This is a genomic window from Methanobacterium congolense (assembly GCF_900095295.1).
In the GTDB taxonomy this organism is placed as follows: domain Archaea; phylum Methanobacteriota; class Methanobacteria; order Methanobacteriales; family Methanobacteriaceae; genus Methanobacterium_C; species Methanobacterium_C congolense.
This window is the reverse complement of sequence record NZ_LT607756.1, coordinates 1,776,206-1,792,018: the sequence shown is the minus strand read 5'-3', so window position 1 is coordinate 1,792,018 and position 15,813 is coordinate 1,776,206. Positions and strand designations below refer to the sequence as shown.

Annotated in this window: 16 protein-coding genes; 7 read left to right on the top strand and 9 right to left on the bottom strand. The window is 37.8% G+C overall.

What is annotated here, in order from left to right; all coding sequences use genetic code 11:
• Nucleotides 1-97: 97 nt before the first annotated feature.
• Together MCBB_RS08590 and MCBB_RS08585 are read right to left on the bottom strand one after the other, a co-directional pair.
• Nucleotides 98-661: a nucleoside/nucleotide kinase family protein gene (locus tag MCBB_RS08590; protein WP_071907377.1), complete on the bottom strand. Its 564-nt coding sequence runs from the start codon at nt 659-661 to the stop codon at nt 98-100.
• Complete coding sequence (locus MCBB_RS08585; protein ID WP_071907376.1) at nt 662-1,315, bottom strand: diacylglycerol/polyprenol kinase family protein; 654 nt, start codon at nt 1,313-1,315, stop codon at nt 662-664.
• Nucleotides 1,316-1,615: 300 nt separating this feature from the next.
• Here MCBB_RS08585 and tmk point away from each other — a divergent pair, with 300 nt between their 5' ends.
• Both tmk and MCBB_RS08575 read left to right on the top strand, forming a co-directional pair.
• A complete protein-coding gene (gene tmk, locus MCBB_RS08580; RefSeq protein ID WP_071907375.1) occupies nt 1,616-2,191 on the top strand; it encodes a dTMP kinase in 576 nt (191 codons plus the stop codon).
• A gap of 145 nt (nt 2,192-2,336) precedes the next feature.
• A complete protein-coding gene (locus tag MCBB_RS08575; protein ID WP_071907374.1) occupies nt 2,337-2,684 on the top strand; it encodes a hypothetical protein in 348 nt (115 codons plus the stop codon).
• Between the two features lie 245 nt (nt 2,685-2,929).
• On the opposite strand, the gene MCBB_RS12295 is transcribed toward MCBB_RS08575, so the two are convergent.
• From MCBB_RS12295 to mcm, 5 genes are all read right to left on the bottom strand, one after another.
• Complete coding sequence (locus MCBB_RS12295; protein WP_084789922.1) at nt 2,930-3,277, bottom strand: hypothetical protein; 348 nt, start codon at nt 3,275-3,277, stop codon at nt 2,930-2,932.
• A gap of 59 nt (nt 3,278-3,336) precedes the next feature.
• Nucleotides 3,337-4,299 carry a tyrosine--tRNA ligase gene (locus MCBB_RS08565; RefSeq protein WP_071907373.1) on the bottom strand — a complete coding sequence of 321 codons (963 nt, stop codon included), beginning with the start codon at nt 4,297-4,299 and terminating at the stop codon, nt 3,337-3,339.
• Nucleotides 4,300-4,505: 206 nt separating this feature from the next.
• Entirely contained in the window at nt 4,506-5,549 is a 1,044-nt protein-coding gene (locus MCBB_RS08560; protein WP_084790020.1) for a 60S ribosomal export protein NMD3, read from the bottom strand.
• Between the two features lie 257 nt (nt 5,550-5,806).
• On the bottom strand, nt 5,807-6,217 hold the full coding sequence (locus tag MCBB_RS08555) for a translation initiation factor IF-2 subunit beta (RefSeq protein ID WP_071907371.1): 411 nt from the start codon (nt 6,215-6,217) through the stop codon (nt 5,807-5,809).
• Nucleotides 6,218-6,435: 218 nt separating this feature from the next.
• Nucleotides 6,436-8,436 (bottom strand): minichromosome maintenance protein MCM, encoded by a 2,001-nt coding sequence (gene mcm / locus MCBB_RS08550; protein ID WP_071907370.1) that lies wholly within the window; start codon nt 8,434-8,436, stop codon nt 6,436-6,438.
• Between the two features lie 394 nt (nt 8,437-8,830).
• Between mcm and MCBB_RS08545 the strand changes: the two genes are divergently transcribed.
• Nucleotides 8,831-9,265, top strand: a complete 435-nt coding sequence (locus MCBB_RS08545) for a hypothetical protein (protein WP_071907369.1) — start codon at nt 8,831-8,833, stop codon at nt 9,263-9,265.
• 258 nt (nt 9,266-9,523) lie between these two features.
• On the opposite strand, the gene MCBB_RS08540 is transcribed toward MCBB_RS08545, so the two are convergent.
• Both MCBB_RS08540 and MCBB_RS08535 read right to left on the bottom strand, forming a co-directional pair.
• A complete protein-coding gene (locus MCBB_RS08540; RefSeq protein ID WP_071907368.1) occupies nt 9,524-10,141 on the bottom strand; it encodes an RlmE family RNA methyltransferase in 618 nt (205 codons plus the stop codon).
• 108 nt (nt 10,142-10,249) lie between these two features.
• Nucleotides 10,250-10,783, bottom strand: a complete 534-nt coding sequence (locus MCBB_RS08535) for a metallophosphoesterase (protein WP_071907367.1) — start codon at nt 10,781-10,783, stop codon at nt 10,250-10,252.
• A gap of 403 nt (nt 10,784-11,186) precedes the next feature.
• On the opposite strand from MCBB_RS08535, the gene topA reads away from it, so the two are divergent.
• The 4 genes from topA (at nt 11,187) to MCBB_RS08510 (ending at nt 15,628) form a co-directional block, all read left to right on the top strand.
• Nucleotides 11,187-13,328, top strand: coding sequence for a DNA topoisomerase I (gene topA / locus MCBB_RS08530; RefSeq protein ID WP_071907366.1), 2,142 nt, complete (start codon nt 11,187-11,189; stop codon nt 13,326-13,328).
• A gap of 101 nt (nt 13,329-13,429) precedes the next feature.
• Nucleotides 13,430-13,753, top strand: a complete 324-nt coding sequence (locus MCBB_RS08525; RefSeq protein ID WP_071907365.1) for a hypothetical protein — start codon at nt 13,430-13,432, stop codon at nt 13,751-13,753.
• 531 nt (nt 13,754-14,284) lie between these two features.
• Complete coding sequence (locus tag MCBB_RS11970) at nt 14,285-14,866, top strand: hypothetical protein (RefSeq protein WP_145976031.1); 582 nt, start codon at nt 14,285-14,287, stop codon at nt 14,864-14,866.
• Nucleotides 14,867-15,301: 435 nt separating this feature from the next.
• A complete protein-coding gene (locus MCBB_RS08510) occupies nt 15,302-15,628 on the top strand; it encodes a hypothetical protein (RefSeq protein ID WP_071907362.1) in 327 nt (108 codons plus the stop codon).
• Nucleotides 15,629-15,813 lie beyond the last annotated feature (185 nt).

Sequence of the window (15,813 nt, the reverse complement as noted above, 5' to 3'; positions counted from 1 at the left end):
AAAATTTTAGTTAAACGTTAAAAAAAGAAGAGTTAGATAGATGATTTAGATTGGTATCTAGATTAAGATTTTTAGATAGAAAATTCAGTTTTGATTTTTAATCCTCCAAACCCTCAAGCACCCTGTTGATCTTCTCATGAACTTCTTCAATGGTTCCAGACGTATCTATAACGTGCCATCCATTCGTCAGTGATAAAGCTTTCCTTCGGACCTTCATGAGATCCTCCAAGTTTTCGAACATCTCCTCTGCATCCCTGTCCTCCATCCGGTGCAGGGATTCTTCAGGTGTGAGATCCAGGAAGAACATGTAATCCGAGGTGGGGAGGAAGGCAGTTAAAACCCAGTAAAGAATCTTTGCAAGTGGTAGGGGAAGATAGGCCACCCCCATAAGGTACCTGACAAATATGAGGGTTTCAACTCCACCGTAACCTGTTCGCACAGACTTTATAACGTCCATGGCGTAGTAAATAGTGGCTTTGGTTTTGTTCCATTTTCCCCTTCCAAGAAGAGCTTTCTTAGCTTTCTGCCCGTACTTGGTGTCATCCGATGGGTGGCTTCTCAGCACGACCTTTTTGCCCTTTTCAAGGTACTTCCTCTGGATTAGTTCGGCGTGGGTTGTTTTTCCAGAGCCGTCAAGTCCATCAACAACTATGAAGCGCACTCAGATCACTCCCATTAAAAGGTAAACACCAACTGCAGAGAAGCAAGCTGTGAGGTTGTCCAGTCCCTTGGGTGTTATTCCTTCAAAGACTGTTGCAGTAAATGCAACGGCGGCAACAACCATCAAGTTTAATGGTACAGAGTAGTAAACCAGAACAACTGACAGCATGACCATGAGAACAATGAACATGGCAATGGATCCCTCATAGCTCTTTTCATCACCGAAAACATTGTACTTGTGTCTTCCAATTTTCCCACCAACCAGTGAAGCCACACCATCACCGTAGGACATTGCAGCTATACCCACAGCAACGATCCATGGTTGTCCAAAGAAGATGTAGGCAAGAACTGTCCATGATATGGCGTAGTAAACAAGACCCATACCATGGCCAGAATTTGAAACCCTGTTTCTCAGTTTCAACGGGGAGTGTGGGCTTATAAGAAATGTTAAAAGTATGAATGGGGCTGCAGCAAAAAACGTGATTATGTAACGGCTTGTGAAAAGTGGTAAGATGAAGAGTATGTTTCCAACCATGATGTGGAGGAATTTTCTGCTGAAGTTAGGATATCTGTGAAGTACCTTCTCTGATACCACTAGTAAAATGGCCACGTAGCCGTATACAAACAATAAGCCAATTATGTCACTTGCAACCATAAACTTTAGTAGTTACTCTATGTATAAGAGTATTTGCTTTTTAATGTGAGTAATAAGGAATATCTAAACGCTCATCATCGGGTCATGTTCTGGAATTTGAATCCCAATCTTTTTAAATTCCTGAGGGGATATAAAAAGTCAAGACCGTAAACACTTGGAGTTTCAAACTTATTTAAAATTTTTAAAAAATAGTAATTTTTAAAATAATATCTGAGGGATTACCTAAAAAAATTAAAAAAATTAACTATCCCGGGATAAACCTATACATGATTGAGAATACTGTTATTTGGAGAATTCAGAATGTACGTGTGCCTTGAAGGAATAGATGGATCAGGAAAATCAACCCACACAGCAATGATTGAAAAATGGCTTAAAAAATGTGGAATTCAGGTTTTCAGGATATTTGAACCCACAGATTCTAAGGTGGGGCGGCTCATAAGGGAAATGCTCCAGGATCCTGGTGCAACAGATGAAAATTTTCAGAGGACACTCGCCCTGCTCTTTGCAGCAGACAGAACAATACTCATGGAGAAAATAGCCCAAGCAGAATCTGAAGGCAGGGTGGTTGTAAGTGATAGATGTTTCTACTCAAGCATGGTTTACCAGGACGGTCCAGAATGGATCGGGGAGATAAACAAATTTGCAAGAAAACCTGACGTTACATTACTTCTGGATCTCGACCCTGAAACAGCCATGACCCGCTGTAAAGGCAGTGACAGCTTTGAAGACCTGAAGTTTTTAAGTAGAACCCGTACCAGATACCTGGAACTTGCAGAAAAAGAAGGATTCTTCATTGTAAATGCTGATAATGGTATAAATAAGGTTCATGATGATATAAAACATGTTTTAGCCCCTAAACTTGGAATGTGCATCTGATGGATCGTACACCTATCTTTGAAACGTTTATTTTTTTTTGAATAATTTTTTCATGAAGAAACTGTCCCCATGAAACCCTTAAGTATGATTTTAAATAAAATATTAACTGTGATCCATGTGTTGAATCGATCCATGGGGGCCTTTTATGGATTTGGATAAACTCGTAGAGCAGATAATAGACACAGAAATTGAAAAAATTCCAGGAAACGAAGATAAATGGGAAAAACATATCTACATTAAAGAAAACGTTCTCATAGTAGGTTATAAAAAGAACGAAGGATTTTATGATGATGGAGAAGGTGTGGAATCATATGCATGGTACTGGGAACTTCGAAATGCAGATACATGGGATGTTCTGCACGAGAACCATGATGGGGACTTCACATTCTGCACGGATCCAGCCGAGTGCACATGGAGCGACCAGGATCTCATAGAGGACATAGCTGATGAAGTTGCAGAGGAATCCCTTAAATGGCTTGAACTTGAAAATTAGAGGGAAGTTCAAAGGAAAACTAAGCTATTCTTTAATTTAAAGATATTTTTTTCAATCTTTTTATTTATCTACACTCTGTTGGGAAACAATGAAAAAAAGCCTGTTGTTTATAAAAGAATTTTTAGCATGAACTTTTATCATTAAAAAACAGCAGATATGTCCTAGTTATATTTCTTAATCATGTCTGGTTATATCCTTAAAAATAAGAAAAATAGAGGTTAAATTTTCAGTTAAAAAAAGAGCTTTCACTCTTCTTCAAACTTACTTATTCTTTCATTCAGGGAATCCACTATGGATCTGCTTGCCTCATCAAGCTTGACTATGCTACCAATGAGTACAGGTCCGAAGTCCGTGTGTTCCAGTTCAAGTTCGTACTCTGTTATGGCATCTGCGAGTTCTCGCTGGTTTATTCCCAATGGAATTCGCATCCTGGCAGTTTCCTGGCTCAATCTCTCAAGTTTCTCCAGTTCACCCCGCACGATCATTCCTCCTGCAGTGTAGGCAACCTCCACATCGTAACTTGCAATGGTTTCTGAAAGTTCATCAACAATGATTCCCGGGGGAATTCTCAGATCATATTTCTCTTCTGCCATATCATTCACCTTCAAAATGTTTATCCCACTGTTTATCAACGGAATTAAATAATCATTGATTAATTTGATTTAAAATATTCACGTACCGGCTCTAAAACTTCAATCAAACCCTCTGCAACTCCATTTTTAAGGTCCAGGGGGTGAAGTTCGCCTGCGCCGTAAAGTTCTAAAAGCTCTTCATGGTTCAATTCAAGATTTCCACCAAATTTCTCCGGCCTTTTAATAATTAACGTGTCCATTTCAGGGAATATGAAATGTTCAGCTATCTCTATAACAGGGTTGTCCTCAACCTGACCTTGTGGACAGAAGCTTTTCTGTATCTTCTTCATTATAACTTCAGGTTCATCATCCACAGCTATGAAGTTGTTCTTACTCGAGGACATTTTATCCGAACCATCTGTTCCATGAAGAAGAGGAGTGTGTATGCATACAGGTGCTTTGATTCCCATTTTGGGCAGGTTTTCCCTTGCAAGCATGTGGATCTTACGCTGCTCCATACCACCAACTGCAACATCTGTCTCTAGAAAAACCATATCAATGGCCTGCATTATTGGGTAAATAACCTCTGCAACCTTATGATCCTCACTGTCCCTTGTGATCTGAGCCATACTTCTTTTAGCTCGGGCTAAACTTGTTATAATTGCTAGTTCGTATATTTTATGGGTGTAATCCATGTTCCTCCCAAACTCAGAGCCTATGATGAATTCAGTGTCCTCTGAGAGTCCAAGTGCCTTGAAACATTCGATGTTGTACTTGGATATTTCCTTAATTTCTTCCATGGTTCCCTTTCCATTGAGGTAGGCGTGCAGGTCTGCAAGAAGAATTTTAACCTTAAAACCTGCCCTCTGCAGATCTATCATCTTTTTAACGGTAATTGCATGGCCAAGGTGTATCTTACCCGAGGGTTCGTAGCCTATGTACGCTGTTGTTTTTCCAGTTTCAATTTTTTCCCTGAGTTCTTCTTCTGTTATGACTTCGAGTGTTCCCTTCTTTATCATTTCAATCTTTGAATCTGTATCCATCTGTATCACCGAAAGATAAAAAAATTACAATTTCAATTGTAATATCAATTTTAACTCTTAATTATGCTTAATCCTGTTTTTAATGTAATTCCTGAATAATAATCAAATGATCAGATCACTCAACATTTTTATAACAACATCTTTTTTATAAGTAAGTTGGGTCTGATCACATTTAATATCAATACATTTCATTGCACGGGGTGCATTCAATATAATATGTAAAGTTTTCCATTTATCTCAACAACATCCACCTCTACCCCAATCTCAAGGTCTGAGATCCCCTCGTGCAGATCAATATCCACAGGTTCGTAGGTTTCTGGATGTAATATCTGGATTGTTCTTGGAGTTTTAGAGGTTACAGTTGTCTTTTTAACGTCATATTCACCTGCAAGTAGTTCGATTTTATCGTAATCCCTCCAGCTCACAGATGAAGTTTTGTGTGAATCCAAGTCCTTCATGAAAACTTTGTTACCATCAAAACCTGAAACTCTACCGATATTTGTGCCATAACCTATAAAATCGCCCTTCTTAAAGGCTGCAAGACGCAGGGATATCCATATTCTATAGAGATCCTTTCCCGTGGATTTGTTCCGCCCTGCGATCTTAGGGGACTCCTTTACAACACCACCGAAAACATCCTTGATGGCATTTGTAATGCTCCGGGCGGCCTTGTAAGAGCCAACATAATAATCCACTCCCTCCTTCAGGGTCATAACCTCAGCTATGTAGGCCATCCTGTTCTTCTCTGAAAGTTTGCGGGTTCTGTTTCTGACGATATCATCAATGGCATGGATCTCCTCATCACCTGGAACCCTTTTATCCGCCCTTATCTGGATCACAGATTCGTAGTAGCCTGATGCAAATTTACTGCAGTCTGGACACATGGTTCTGTTCCTTTTAACCTCAACAGCATGCTCTTCAACGAGAGTTTCACCTAGAACCTCCCCCTCCACATGGATCATGCAGTCGAATATGGATCCCCTGACTGTGAGGATTTCAGGTATCACTTCCAGATCTTTCACAAGCTCATTTGCATCAATATTTTCAACCAGGGTCTTTTCAACGAGTTCTTCATCTCTTAACTCTGAATCGTACCATTTTCCATGGCTTAAGATTGAACCGCAGTGGGCGCATACTGTGAATTCCATTTCATTGCTTGGCTTCACCATCTGAAATTCCTTAAGAAAACAGGATTTGCACAGGCCCTTAAAAAGATCTTCATCTTCCCTTCCACATTTTGGACAGAACATTTTCATCATTAACTCACTTATTACATCATTAATGCACTGTTATAACTAAAAAACGGATTTAACACTAGATTACATCTAATGAATCTTATTTTAAATGCATTAGGTGAATGCATCTGTATTTTTTAAAAATTATCAGAATATTATTTTAAAAATATAAAATTAAAAATAGAAATTAGATTTCTAATAGATTTCTAAAATATATTAGATTTTAATTCTATTTTTTCAAATTCCACTTTAATTTAAATTATTTTTTTTGTTTAAAGTGTTTTTAATGGGGCTTTTGCACCACATGCCTCACACTTCAGGAGGAAGATCCGGTCTTCCCTTATGATCTTGGTATCTGGTCTGTTGCACTCATGGCACATTACGAATCGTTTAACGTAGTCATCGATCCTGTCGTTTATGAGGTAGTGGGTGAATTTTCCCTGCATAATTGCCCTGGAACCTTCTATGTTTCCTGCTGTACCAAGTTCTCTCAACAGGAACTTCAGAACGTGCTGCGGGTCCCTGTTAAGGGCGTCTGCAACTTCCCCAAAGTTCTGTATTATGGTTCTGTTACCCTGGATCACGGAGTAAGCCCTGGGTACTGTGAACCTTTTAGTTTCAAAGACCTTTTCTGGTAACTGGTCTATTGCCCTATCCAATAATTCATTGTAATCTTCATCCATACTATCTGACCTCCAAAATTCCAAAATTCCATGCATTTGTCGTGAATTGATCCACCTTTAAACATATTTTCAATGTTTACTGGCTTTATTTTTAATTTTTAATAATATTTTTAATAATTCACTTGATTAATAAAAATTTAATTGGTTAACAAAAGTTTAAATGACTGTTGTCCTGTTTTCAATAGTTGTAAAATGATATGAAAAGCAGAGAATTGCTTTCAGGCAACTTTGTAGTATCCCTGCTGTGGTTCGTATATAACGCCCTTTCTCTTGAGTACTCTGAGAATTTCATCTGCCTTCTCTTCACTCATATTATATCTATCTGCAAGTTCGCTTATAAGTATGTTCTTCGGTGTTTTTCCACCGTACTCATCCTCAAGTTCACCTATAACCTCACTCACAACACGAATCTTATCCCTCTCAGATTTAGGTGTACGGCCTTCAACCTTGTCAATATCCACTTTACCCGTTTCTGGGTCGTATCCCACCTGCTTCATACACTTCTGCTGTATAGTTATGGCACGTTTTGCATCGAATTCTGTTACTGTTTCCCCAAGCCTTATCCTAGCACTGGCCTCTGAAAGCCTCACAAGAGCCTCAAGCTGACGTGCAGTTATTGGTACCGGGGAATCCTCATCAACTGCACCACCCCTCATACCAACGTAGAACTCCTGGAGAACTTCACTGGCCTCAGGTGTGAGCTGTGGATGGAAATCACGCCTTGCATATGCAATGTACTTCCTTAGAAGTTCCGGTTCTATCTCGAAGGGTATGGTGTTGTCCTGGTGTATCCTCAGGATGTGGCCTGCAAGTTTTGTATCCCTCTCAACATCAGGTTTGTCTTCTACAACGAATATCAGATCGAACCTTGAGAGAATAGGTGATGGAAGGTCTATCTGTTCTGCTATTGATTTGTAACGGTCGAAACGACCGAATTTTGGGTTTGCTGCTGCAAGCACTGAACAACGGGAGTTGAGTGTTGCCATTATACCTGCCTTTGCAATGGATATTGTCTGCTGTTCAAGGGCCTCGTGTATTGCGGAACGGTCCTCAGAACGCATCTTATCCAGTTCGTCAACACAAACGTTACCACGGTCACCAAGGACGAGTGCACCTGCTTCAAGGCTCCAACCACCGAATTCGTCACGAACAGCTGCAGCTGTAAGTCCAACACCACTGGTACCCTTACCACTTGTGTATATACCCCTTGGTGCAAGTTTTGAAACGTACTTGAGCATCTGGGACTTACCAATACCAGGATCTCCCACAATGAGTATGTGAATGTCTCCCCTCAATCTGGTTTTATCCTCAAGTTCCTTTGAAGAACCCCCGAATAGCTGCAGGGCAATTGCTTCCTTCACTTCCCTGTAACCCTGTATTGAAGGTGCTGTGGAACTTATAATCTTGTCGTAAACGTTGGGGTCTGCTGCAAGCTCCTTTATCTTCTGTTCATCATCTTCACTTATCTGAAGTTCCTCAAATTCCTGTTCAAGGGGTTCTATGTAGTTTCCGTAGATGTAATTTTTGAAGCGTTTGGTTTTATCGTCCCGCACTGTTTTCATGGTTCCGGTTATTCTGACTATATCTCCCGGTGTCAGGGTGTCAACCAGGTCATCTTCAAGGACAACAGATATCTGCCGAGGTTCTTCACCACCAGAGAGGTTTTCAAGTGGCTCCTGGAGCTTGGTTGTTTGGGTATCCATGAATTCAGATTCTTCCTGAAGCAGTCTGAAGGATCTGCCCCCGCACTCCTGACAGAGGGCAGGTTCACTTATGAGGTTACTTGTCTGGGGCACTTCCTGCAGTCTCATACAGCTTCTGCACTCGAAGAGGGCATTCATTATTCTAGGTCGGATTTCATCGGTTTTACGAACGATACCATCCACTGCAACGAACTTTCCAATGTACTTACTTCTGAGGTACTTCAGCTGGATGTTGTTTCGAACGTTCTCGAATCTTATGTTGAGATCAGCATTTTTACCCAGGGGATCGATGTTCTTTATGGCCTTCTGGGATGCCTTAAGAACCTCCTCAGGTTTTTCAATTAGAAGATCTGCAAGGTCCGGGTCGAACATCTCAAGTTCTGTGTAATCCACAACCACAGATCTCACATCAGGATATCTTTCAAGGGCTTCAAAGACCGTGTCTTTGTACTTTGCACTGAAAAACTCTTCAAATTTTGATGTTGATGTTTTCGTTTTGTCTGTTGAAGATGTCATTGTTCAGATATACTCCTTTTGTTATAAAATAATATTCGGCACTTGGATATGTGATTTAAAATTAAGAAATTAAAATCAACAAAATGTATGTTTTAGGTTTGAACCCATCAAAGATATACCTTCCTACAATTCATATTACAATTTATTAAATTTATATTACTTAAATTTTGGTGCAACATATATATTAATACAAAGATCTCTACATGATGTACTGAAACAATTAGATGAACTTATCAATATCAGATAGTATCAAATAGGGGTCATGATGTAATAAAATTTGAACTCACACTCATTTGAGTTGATATTAATTTTGACAGTACCATTCAATAGGAAATTTCTTTATAGATTTATCCAATTTATATTACGAATTCTTCAATTGAATATCGGTGATAAAATGAAAAAATCAAGATTAAACTTATTTAAGGTAACATCCATGAGTATATCAGTCCTTGGAATCCTCATGATAGTTGCAACAATTGCAATATTCGCTTACATAGGTATATCTTCCCTTTCATCCACTATCTCTTCAGATGTGGACAGTGGATCAGCCTATGATAAAATAGCATCTTTAAACTCGGATTACTCCACGTTAAGTGGCCAGTACGATAAAACCAAGACCCAAGTGGATAGTTCAGGAAATGCAAATATAACTGCAGAGTACAATGATGCAAATCTCCAACTTGTGAAGGCTAAAAATGCCATTAACGATGCTCAAAGCGCAGTTTCTGCAGGTAAATCCTCTGATGAGATCAACAGCAGAATAAGTACTGCGGAATCCCAGCTTCAAACAGCTAAAGAAAGTTTGAGCAAGGTTAATGCAATGTTTTAAGGGATTAAAAATCAGATGGCTTTGAATCAGATTGATAAAAATGAATCAATCAAACCATTGAGTTACATCTTCATTCTGATTCACATTTTCTTTTTTTTAACTGAGTACGTGCTTAATTCAAGAGATCTTTCATTTTTTTTAATTAAACCGATTCAAAATCAAATCAATCAACCTTAAAATCAATTCAAGAATCTATTAAACTGGAATTGATTGAAATAAGTTCAGCAGTTCCTTAAAATAAGTTCAACAGTGTTTAAATCAGGATAAATCCTTCTTGAAACCCTTTGCAACCACGTACATCTCAGTACTTGCTTTGCGTGAGGATGCAGGTTTGGTTGTTTTAACGATCTTGAACTTCTGCTTTATTTCCTTGAGAATTCTTTCAAATTCTTCGCCCTGGAAAACCTTCATTATAAGGCAGCCGTTTCTTTCAAGGGTTAGATCACATATTTTAAGCACGGTTTCAGCAAGATCTGCAGAACGGAGATTGTCAATGTCTTTTATCCCTGAAAGCTTGGGTGATGCATCTGAAAGCACGACCTCAGCAGTTCCTTCCATGGCCTTTCTTATCTTGGTGATAGTGTCTTCACTTGTGAAATCACCCTTTATTCCAATGAAATTCTCATTTTCAAAGGGTCTTATGCGCTGCAGATCCACACCAACAACCAATCCATCTTCTCCAATGATCTCAAGGGCAACCTGGGACCATCCACCTGGAGCAGCTCCAAGGTCCAGGACGTAGCTCCCCTTTCTGATTATTTTGAACTTGTTGTTCAATTGTTTGAGTTTGTAGGATGCCCTTGACCTGTAATCATTTTTCTTGGCCATCTTGTAGTAATGTTCGTGTTTACGTTCAGCATTCCATTTTTTAGTCATAATACACTTTCCTTTTATTAATCTAAGCTTTATTACGGGTATATTTCCTTTTTAATTAATTTAAAAAGATTGATATTTTAATTATTATTTTTATGGATCTTAGATGATTCAAACCTTCTCAAGATTTCCCTGAAAGTTCAGAGCCTTGCAGACTGGAGATCCAACTTTGATGATTTCACTGTCGATCTTCTGATTTTCTATTTCAAGGAGCATTACCGAAGGGTCTGAAAGCCTGGGAACAGTTGGACTCCCTGGATTTAAAAGCAGAACACCGCCAACGTCCTTTATAAATGACCAGTGGGTGTGTCCACTGATGAGGATCTTAACACCAAGTTCCATGGCTATGTACTTCAACTGTTGGGTGTCTCCACGTGGATAAACCTCACCATGGTTCAAACCGATTTTAATTCCCTCAACTTCAATAATTTCGCTTTCAGGAAGCTTAGTATGGTACATGCGGTCCATGTTTCCCTGAACACATTTCATGGGTGCTATCTCGCTGAGCACATCAATCACATCGGAGGATACGAGATCTCCTGCGTGTAAAATCATATCAACATTTTCAAAGGTTTTAAAAACTGTTTCAGGAATTTTAGATGCTCTTTCAGGTATGTGGGTGTCTGATATAACTCCTATTAACATTCAATCTCCTTCCTGATCTCTGAATTATCATAATATTTGTTTTTACAGGATTTTAATGCTTTTAATTTCCAATTGAAATCTTTTTCACCTAGCTTTAAAAAACTATAAAAGTCATGTTTTAAGATACAATACCTTTACTATATTATTGATTCCCATCTTATTATATTTCATAGGATGAAATTACAAAGATGAAATTACAAAAGTATTAGTACCCACCTTTCACACACTTGGATGATAATATTTATGAAGTTCATGAACTGAATCTATGAATTTGGTAACATGGATTAAAATATGGATTTCAAACATGGATTAAATCATATTGAATGGAAATCTTAAATGGAGATCTTACACCTATAAAAACAATTTTGAAAATTTGATGAAATAATTCTGATAAAGTGATACAATGCATGAGGTCATAATCTGCGAGAAGCCAAAGGCATCTGAAAAGATATCTGCTGCACTTTCAAAAAATGCAGTAAAAAAAAGTTATAAAAAGGTTCCCTACTATGAATTTGAAGAAAACGGCAAAAAAACAACGGTTTTAACTGCGGTAGGTCATCTTTACTCCCTTTCACCTAAGGACCGGAAGCAAAAAAAACTCTTTGATGTGGAGTGGGTGCCCCTCTACGAGAAGGACAAAAAGAAGAAGTACGTTAAAAACTACGTTGATGCCATAAAGAAGTTATCAAAGAATGCTGATAGATTTGTACATGCATGCGATTACGATATAGAGGGAACACTTATTGGATACAACGCTCTTAAGTACGCCTGTGGTGAGAAGAGCCTGGACAATGCAGTGAGGATGAAATTTTCAACCCTAACAGAAGAAGACCTCATTGAAGCCTACGAACATCCATTGGAGATAGATTTTAAACAGGTTGACAGTGGTATTGCAAGACACGTCCTGGACTTCTTCTTTGGTGTGAACATGTCCAAGTACCTCACAGACTCGGTTATGAAAGCCACGAAGAGGTACATACAACTCTCAGCAGGACGTGTTCAAACACCAACCCTTTCAATCCTCGTTGACAGGGAAAAGGAAATCAGCAAATTTGTTCCTGTTCCATACTGGCTTATAAAGGCAGATCTGGATGTCTCAGGTGTTGATGAGATCATAACTGCGGATCATAAAAAGGGCAAGATCATGGAGAGGAAGGATGCAGATGCCATCCTCTCAGAATGTGAAGGTAAAGACGCCCTTGTATCAGGGGTGGATCTTAAAAAGACCAAGAAAACACCTCCAGTTCCATTCGATCTGGGTTCCCTGCAATCTGAAGCCTACGCAGTTTTCGGATTCAGCCCAAGAAAAACCCAGCAGATAGCCCAGAACCTTTACACTGAGGGATACACTTCCTATCCACGTACATCATCCCAGAAACTGCCAAAGAGTATAGGATACGATAAGATACTCAAGAAGCTGAGCTACAACTCTGCATTTGGAAAGCAGATCTCCAAACTCAAAAAACCCTACAAACCAAATGAGGGTAAGAAGACAGATGAAGCACACCCTGCTATACACCCAACAGGCCTTCTTCCAAAGGAGATAAGTACGGATTACAGGAAGATCTACGAACTCATAACTTACAGGTTCATAAGCGTCTTCGGTGAAGATGCCCTTTTAGAGACCATGAAAACCCGTCTTGAAATAGGTAAGGAGGAGTTTTCATTCAGCAAGAAAAGAATGGCTAAAATGGGATGGATGGAACACTACCCCTTCAAGAAGGTTGAAAACGATGAATTCCCTAATATCACTGAGGGAGAAACCATCGATGTCAAGGAGGTCAGGGCTGAAGATAAGGAAACCAAACCTCCAGCACGCTACAACCAGGCATCTCTCATACGTGAACTTGAAAAAAGAGGGCTTGGAACCAAATCAACCCGTGCAAACATCATAGACATCCTCTACAACAGAAAATACGTTGAAGGTAAGAAGATAGTTGTCAACGAACTTGGAGAACATCTCATAGACACCCTCAAAAAGTACTCCAGCAAGATCACAAGTGAGGAGCTTACAAGGGAGTTTGAAGAGAAGATGGAAGGAATAATGGAAGGCAACACCAAAAAAGGTGAAGTTATTAAAGAGGCAGAGGTGGAAGTTGCATCCATACTCGACGACATTGAAAGTAACAAGCTGAAGATAGGTGAAGAACTCTACGCAGCCTACAGGGAAAGCAGGGTTGTTGGAAAGTGTAAGTGCGGCCATAACCTCATACTCATAGACTCTCCACGGGGAGGTAGTTTCGTTGGATGTTCAGGCTATCCAGACTGTAAATCAACTTACTCCCTTCCAAGGGGTGCAAGTATCCTTAAAACTACCTGTGAAAAGTGTGGCCTTCCAATGATATCCTTTGGAAAGCCAAGGCAGAGGGCATGTCTTGACCCAAAATGTGGTAAGGAAGGAAAGGAACCTACAAACGAGGTTGTGGGTAAATGTCCTGAGTGTGGCAGTAACCTCATAAAGAGATCCGGGCGTTACGGTGAATTCATAGGTTGCTCCGGATTTCCAAAGTGCAGGTTCACCCAGTCCATAGAGAAAGGGGATTAAATTTTAAGGAATATTTTTTTTTAATTTTTATTATGGGGAATTCTGGAAAACTCTTTAAATTGATTAGGGGGTATGATTCATTGGAATAAAGAGTGAAAATAATGCTTGGAAAAACCGATTTTATAGAATTAGGTTTATTTTTTATGGAGACCTTACTTGCTGGCTTGTTGTGGGTTACCTTTAAATCGTTTTTAGCAGTTTCTGCGGGATCAGTAGGATTGATTGCTCTTATAAAATTTATCTATGAACATAAAACTCAAAAAGAAAATAATCTTATTATCCCGGTAGGGTTTTATTTTATACTATTATTCCAAACTGTTCTAATTTGGGCTTATAACACTTACCTATCTTTTATTTTTGGATTAGTAGGAACTTTATCTTTTATAGGACTTATCTATAAAAATATAGAATTTAAGAAAGAATAATTATTTATTACACTAGAACTTGATGAAGTGAATGAAAATGCCAAAAATTTAAAACAGAATTTTTTTTTATCTTTCAATCTTCACGGCATACTTTAATTTTTTAATTTTATTTTGTAGGTGATTATTTTGAAAAACTCGGTAAATTGGTTAGAAAATAAATGGTTTTTGTTAGTATTTTCATTGGTATATCTGGATATAGTAGTTACTAACTCAATTTTTTGGATAAGTATTCCTTTATTTTTAATGATTCCTGTTACTTATGTTATGAAAGCTAAAGGTTACGGGTACAGGTTGTATTATGCTCTTATTTTTTCATTGGTGGCCTTAGAAGCATTACTGTTAATTTGTCTTTACTTAGTCTATCCTGCGTATATTAGAAACCCAGTGAATTTTGGTTGGTTTTTATTTTTTAGCTTTTTAACCCTATTCACCATATTTCTATATGCTCGTTTATTAATTAATGGAAAAATAAAACTATCAGAGGAGTAATTTAAGGTTAATAAAGCACATTAAAGGAGTAGTGTATGATTTATGAATAAAAAAGAGGGTATCGGGGTTTTAAGTGGAGTATTTATAATGTTAATCCCTTTTTTGTCGTTTTTATCTGTTTTAAGTTATAGTGATGTTTATAGTTATTTTAATGCGGTTATTAGTGATTATTCCGCATTCTTGTGGATGATTGGTGGTTTTGTTGCGGCTTTCCTTGCTGGAAAAAATATTAAAGATGGAATTTGGACTGGATTTTTAGCAGTTTTAATCTCAAATATCCTATTCTTTAGTTTAGGATCCTCAATTCTCGACGGTTTTAACCTTTCTATAATCTTTTTCATAATTATGGCAGGAATTTTCGGGATCCTGGGAGGAGTAATGGGTGGATTGGTAAACAGATGGAGATCTAAAACAATAACAAAGGAAAACTTTATATTAAAATTTACTTTAGCTTCATCTCTATTTATAAGCTCCTTCTTGTTCATTGTTCCATCTCCAGCAAATGAGCTTTATGGTTACAGTTTAGAGGTTATATTATTCCTTGGCGTCTTTCTACCCTCCATGATCTTAATAACGTTATATGGTGATCTACTAACCCCCTTCGGATATTATAAAAAGGACTAATTAAATGGCTTTCAGAAGAGTAATTTAAGCTTAAAAAAATAAAGCACAGTAAATAAATAACAAAGGGATATGTCTAAAAATTCAAAACCTCTGAAAAATTTAGATAATGTCACTACATTGGCTGTTGCTTCAACATTTTTAGTTATAACAGCTAAAGCCCTTTACTATGGAATGAGTTTTTTGAGTATTATAGTAGTGATTGCTGCTATTTTTATTTATTTAATATGTTTTTACTGGTTATTTAAAAGAAGAAACCATCCGGAGTTAAAATTAGAATTATATTGACATTAATCTTAATTATTCTAACAATATGGACTTATGTGGATCTTTGGTTTAGTATCAGATCATGACGCCTGAATGCACATGTTTTTTTGTAAAACAATGACTAATGGTTTAGTTAGTGATAGAAATAAATGATACATGGAAGTGGGTTATATGATAAAAAGGGAGTATTTTATAAAGTTTGTTTTAGGTATTATAATATTTGTACTTGCCTTTTTGATATGGATTGAAGGAGATACAAACTTAGCAGCTATTACGGGAGTACTGGGATTTTTGTTCTTGGGACCTGTTATTTATGGATGCAAAAACTACAAATATGAAGTAGTGGGTTTGAATGTTATGATGTATGGTTTAGGATTAATATTATTCCTACAAATCATTTTATCTTGGAGATCTAACCCTGTTTTATCAGTTATTTGTGGAATATCTGGAGTTATATTCTTCATAGCATCAACATATGACAAAAAAACAAAAAAATAGAGATGGTGCATATTCCAATAATTAAATGAAATTCTAATTGATTTGGACTGTTGATAACCAACAGCTCAAGTGGATATATAATTGAAAGGCTTAGAACTACCAATGGCGCTTATGGAGATCAATCAATTATTCGATGTACAGAAGTTAGTCTCTGTCTAAAATTTATGATTTATTTTTTTTAATTT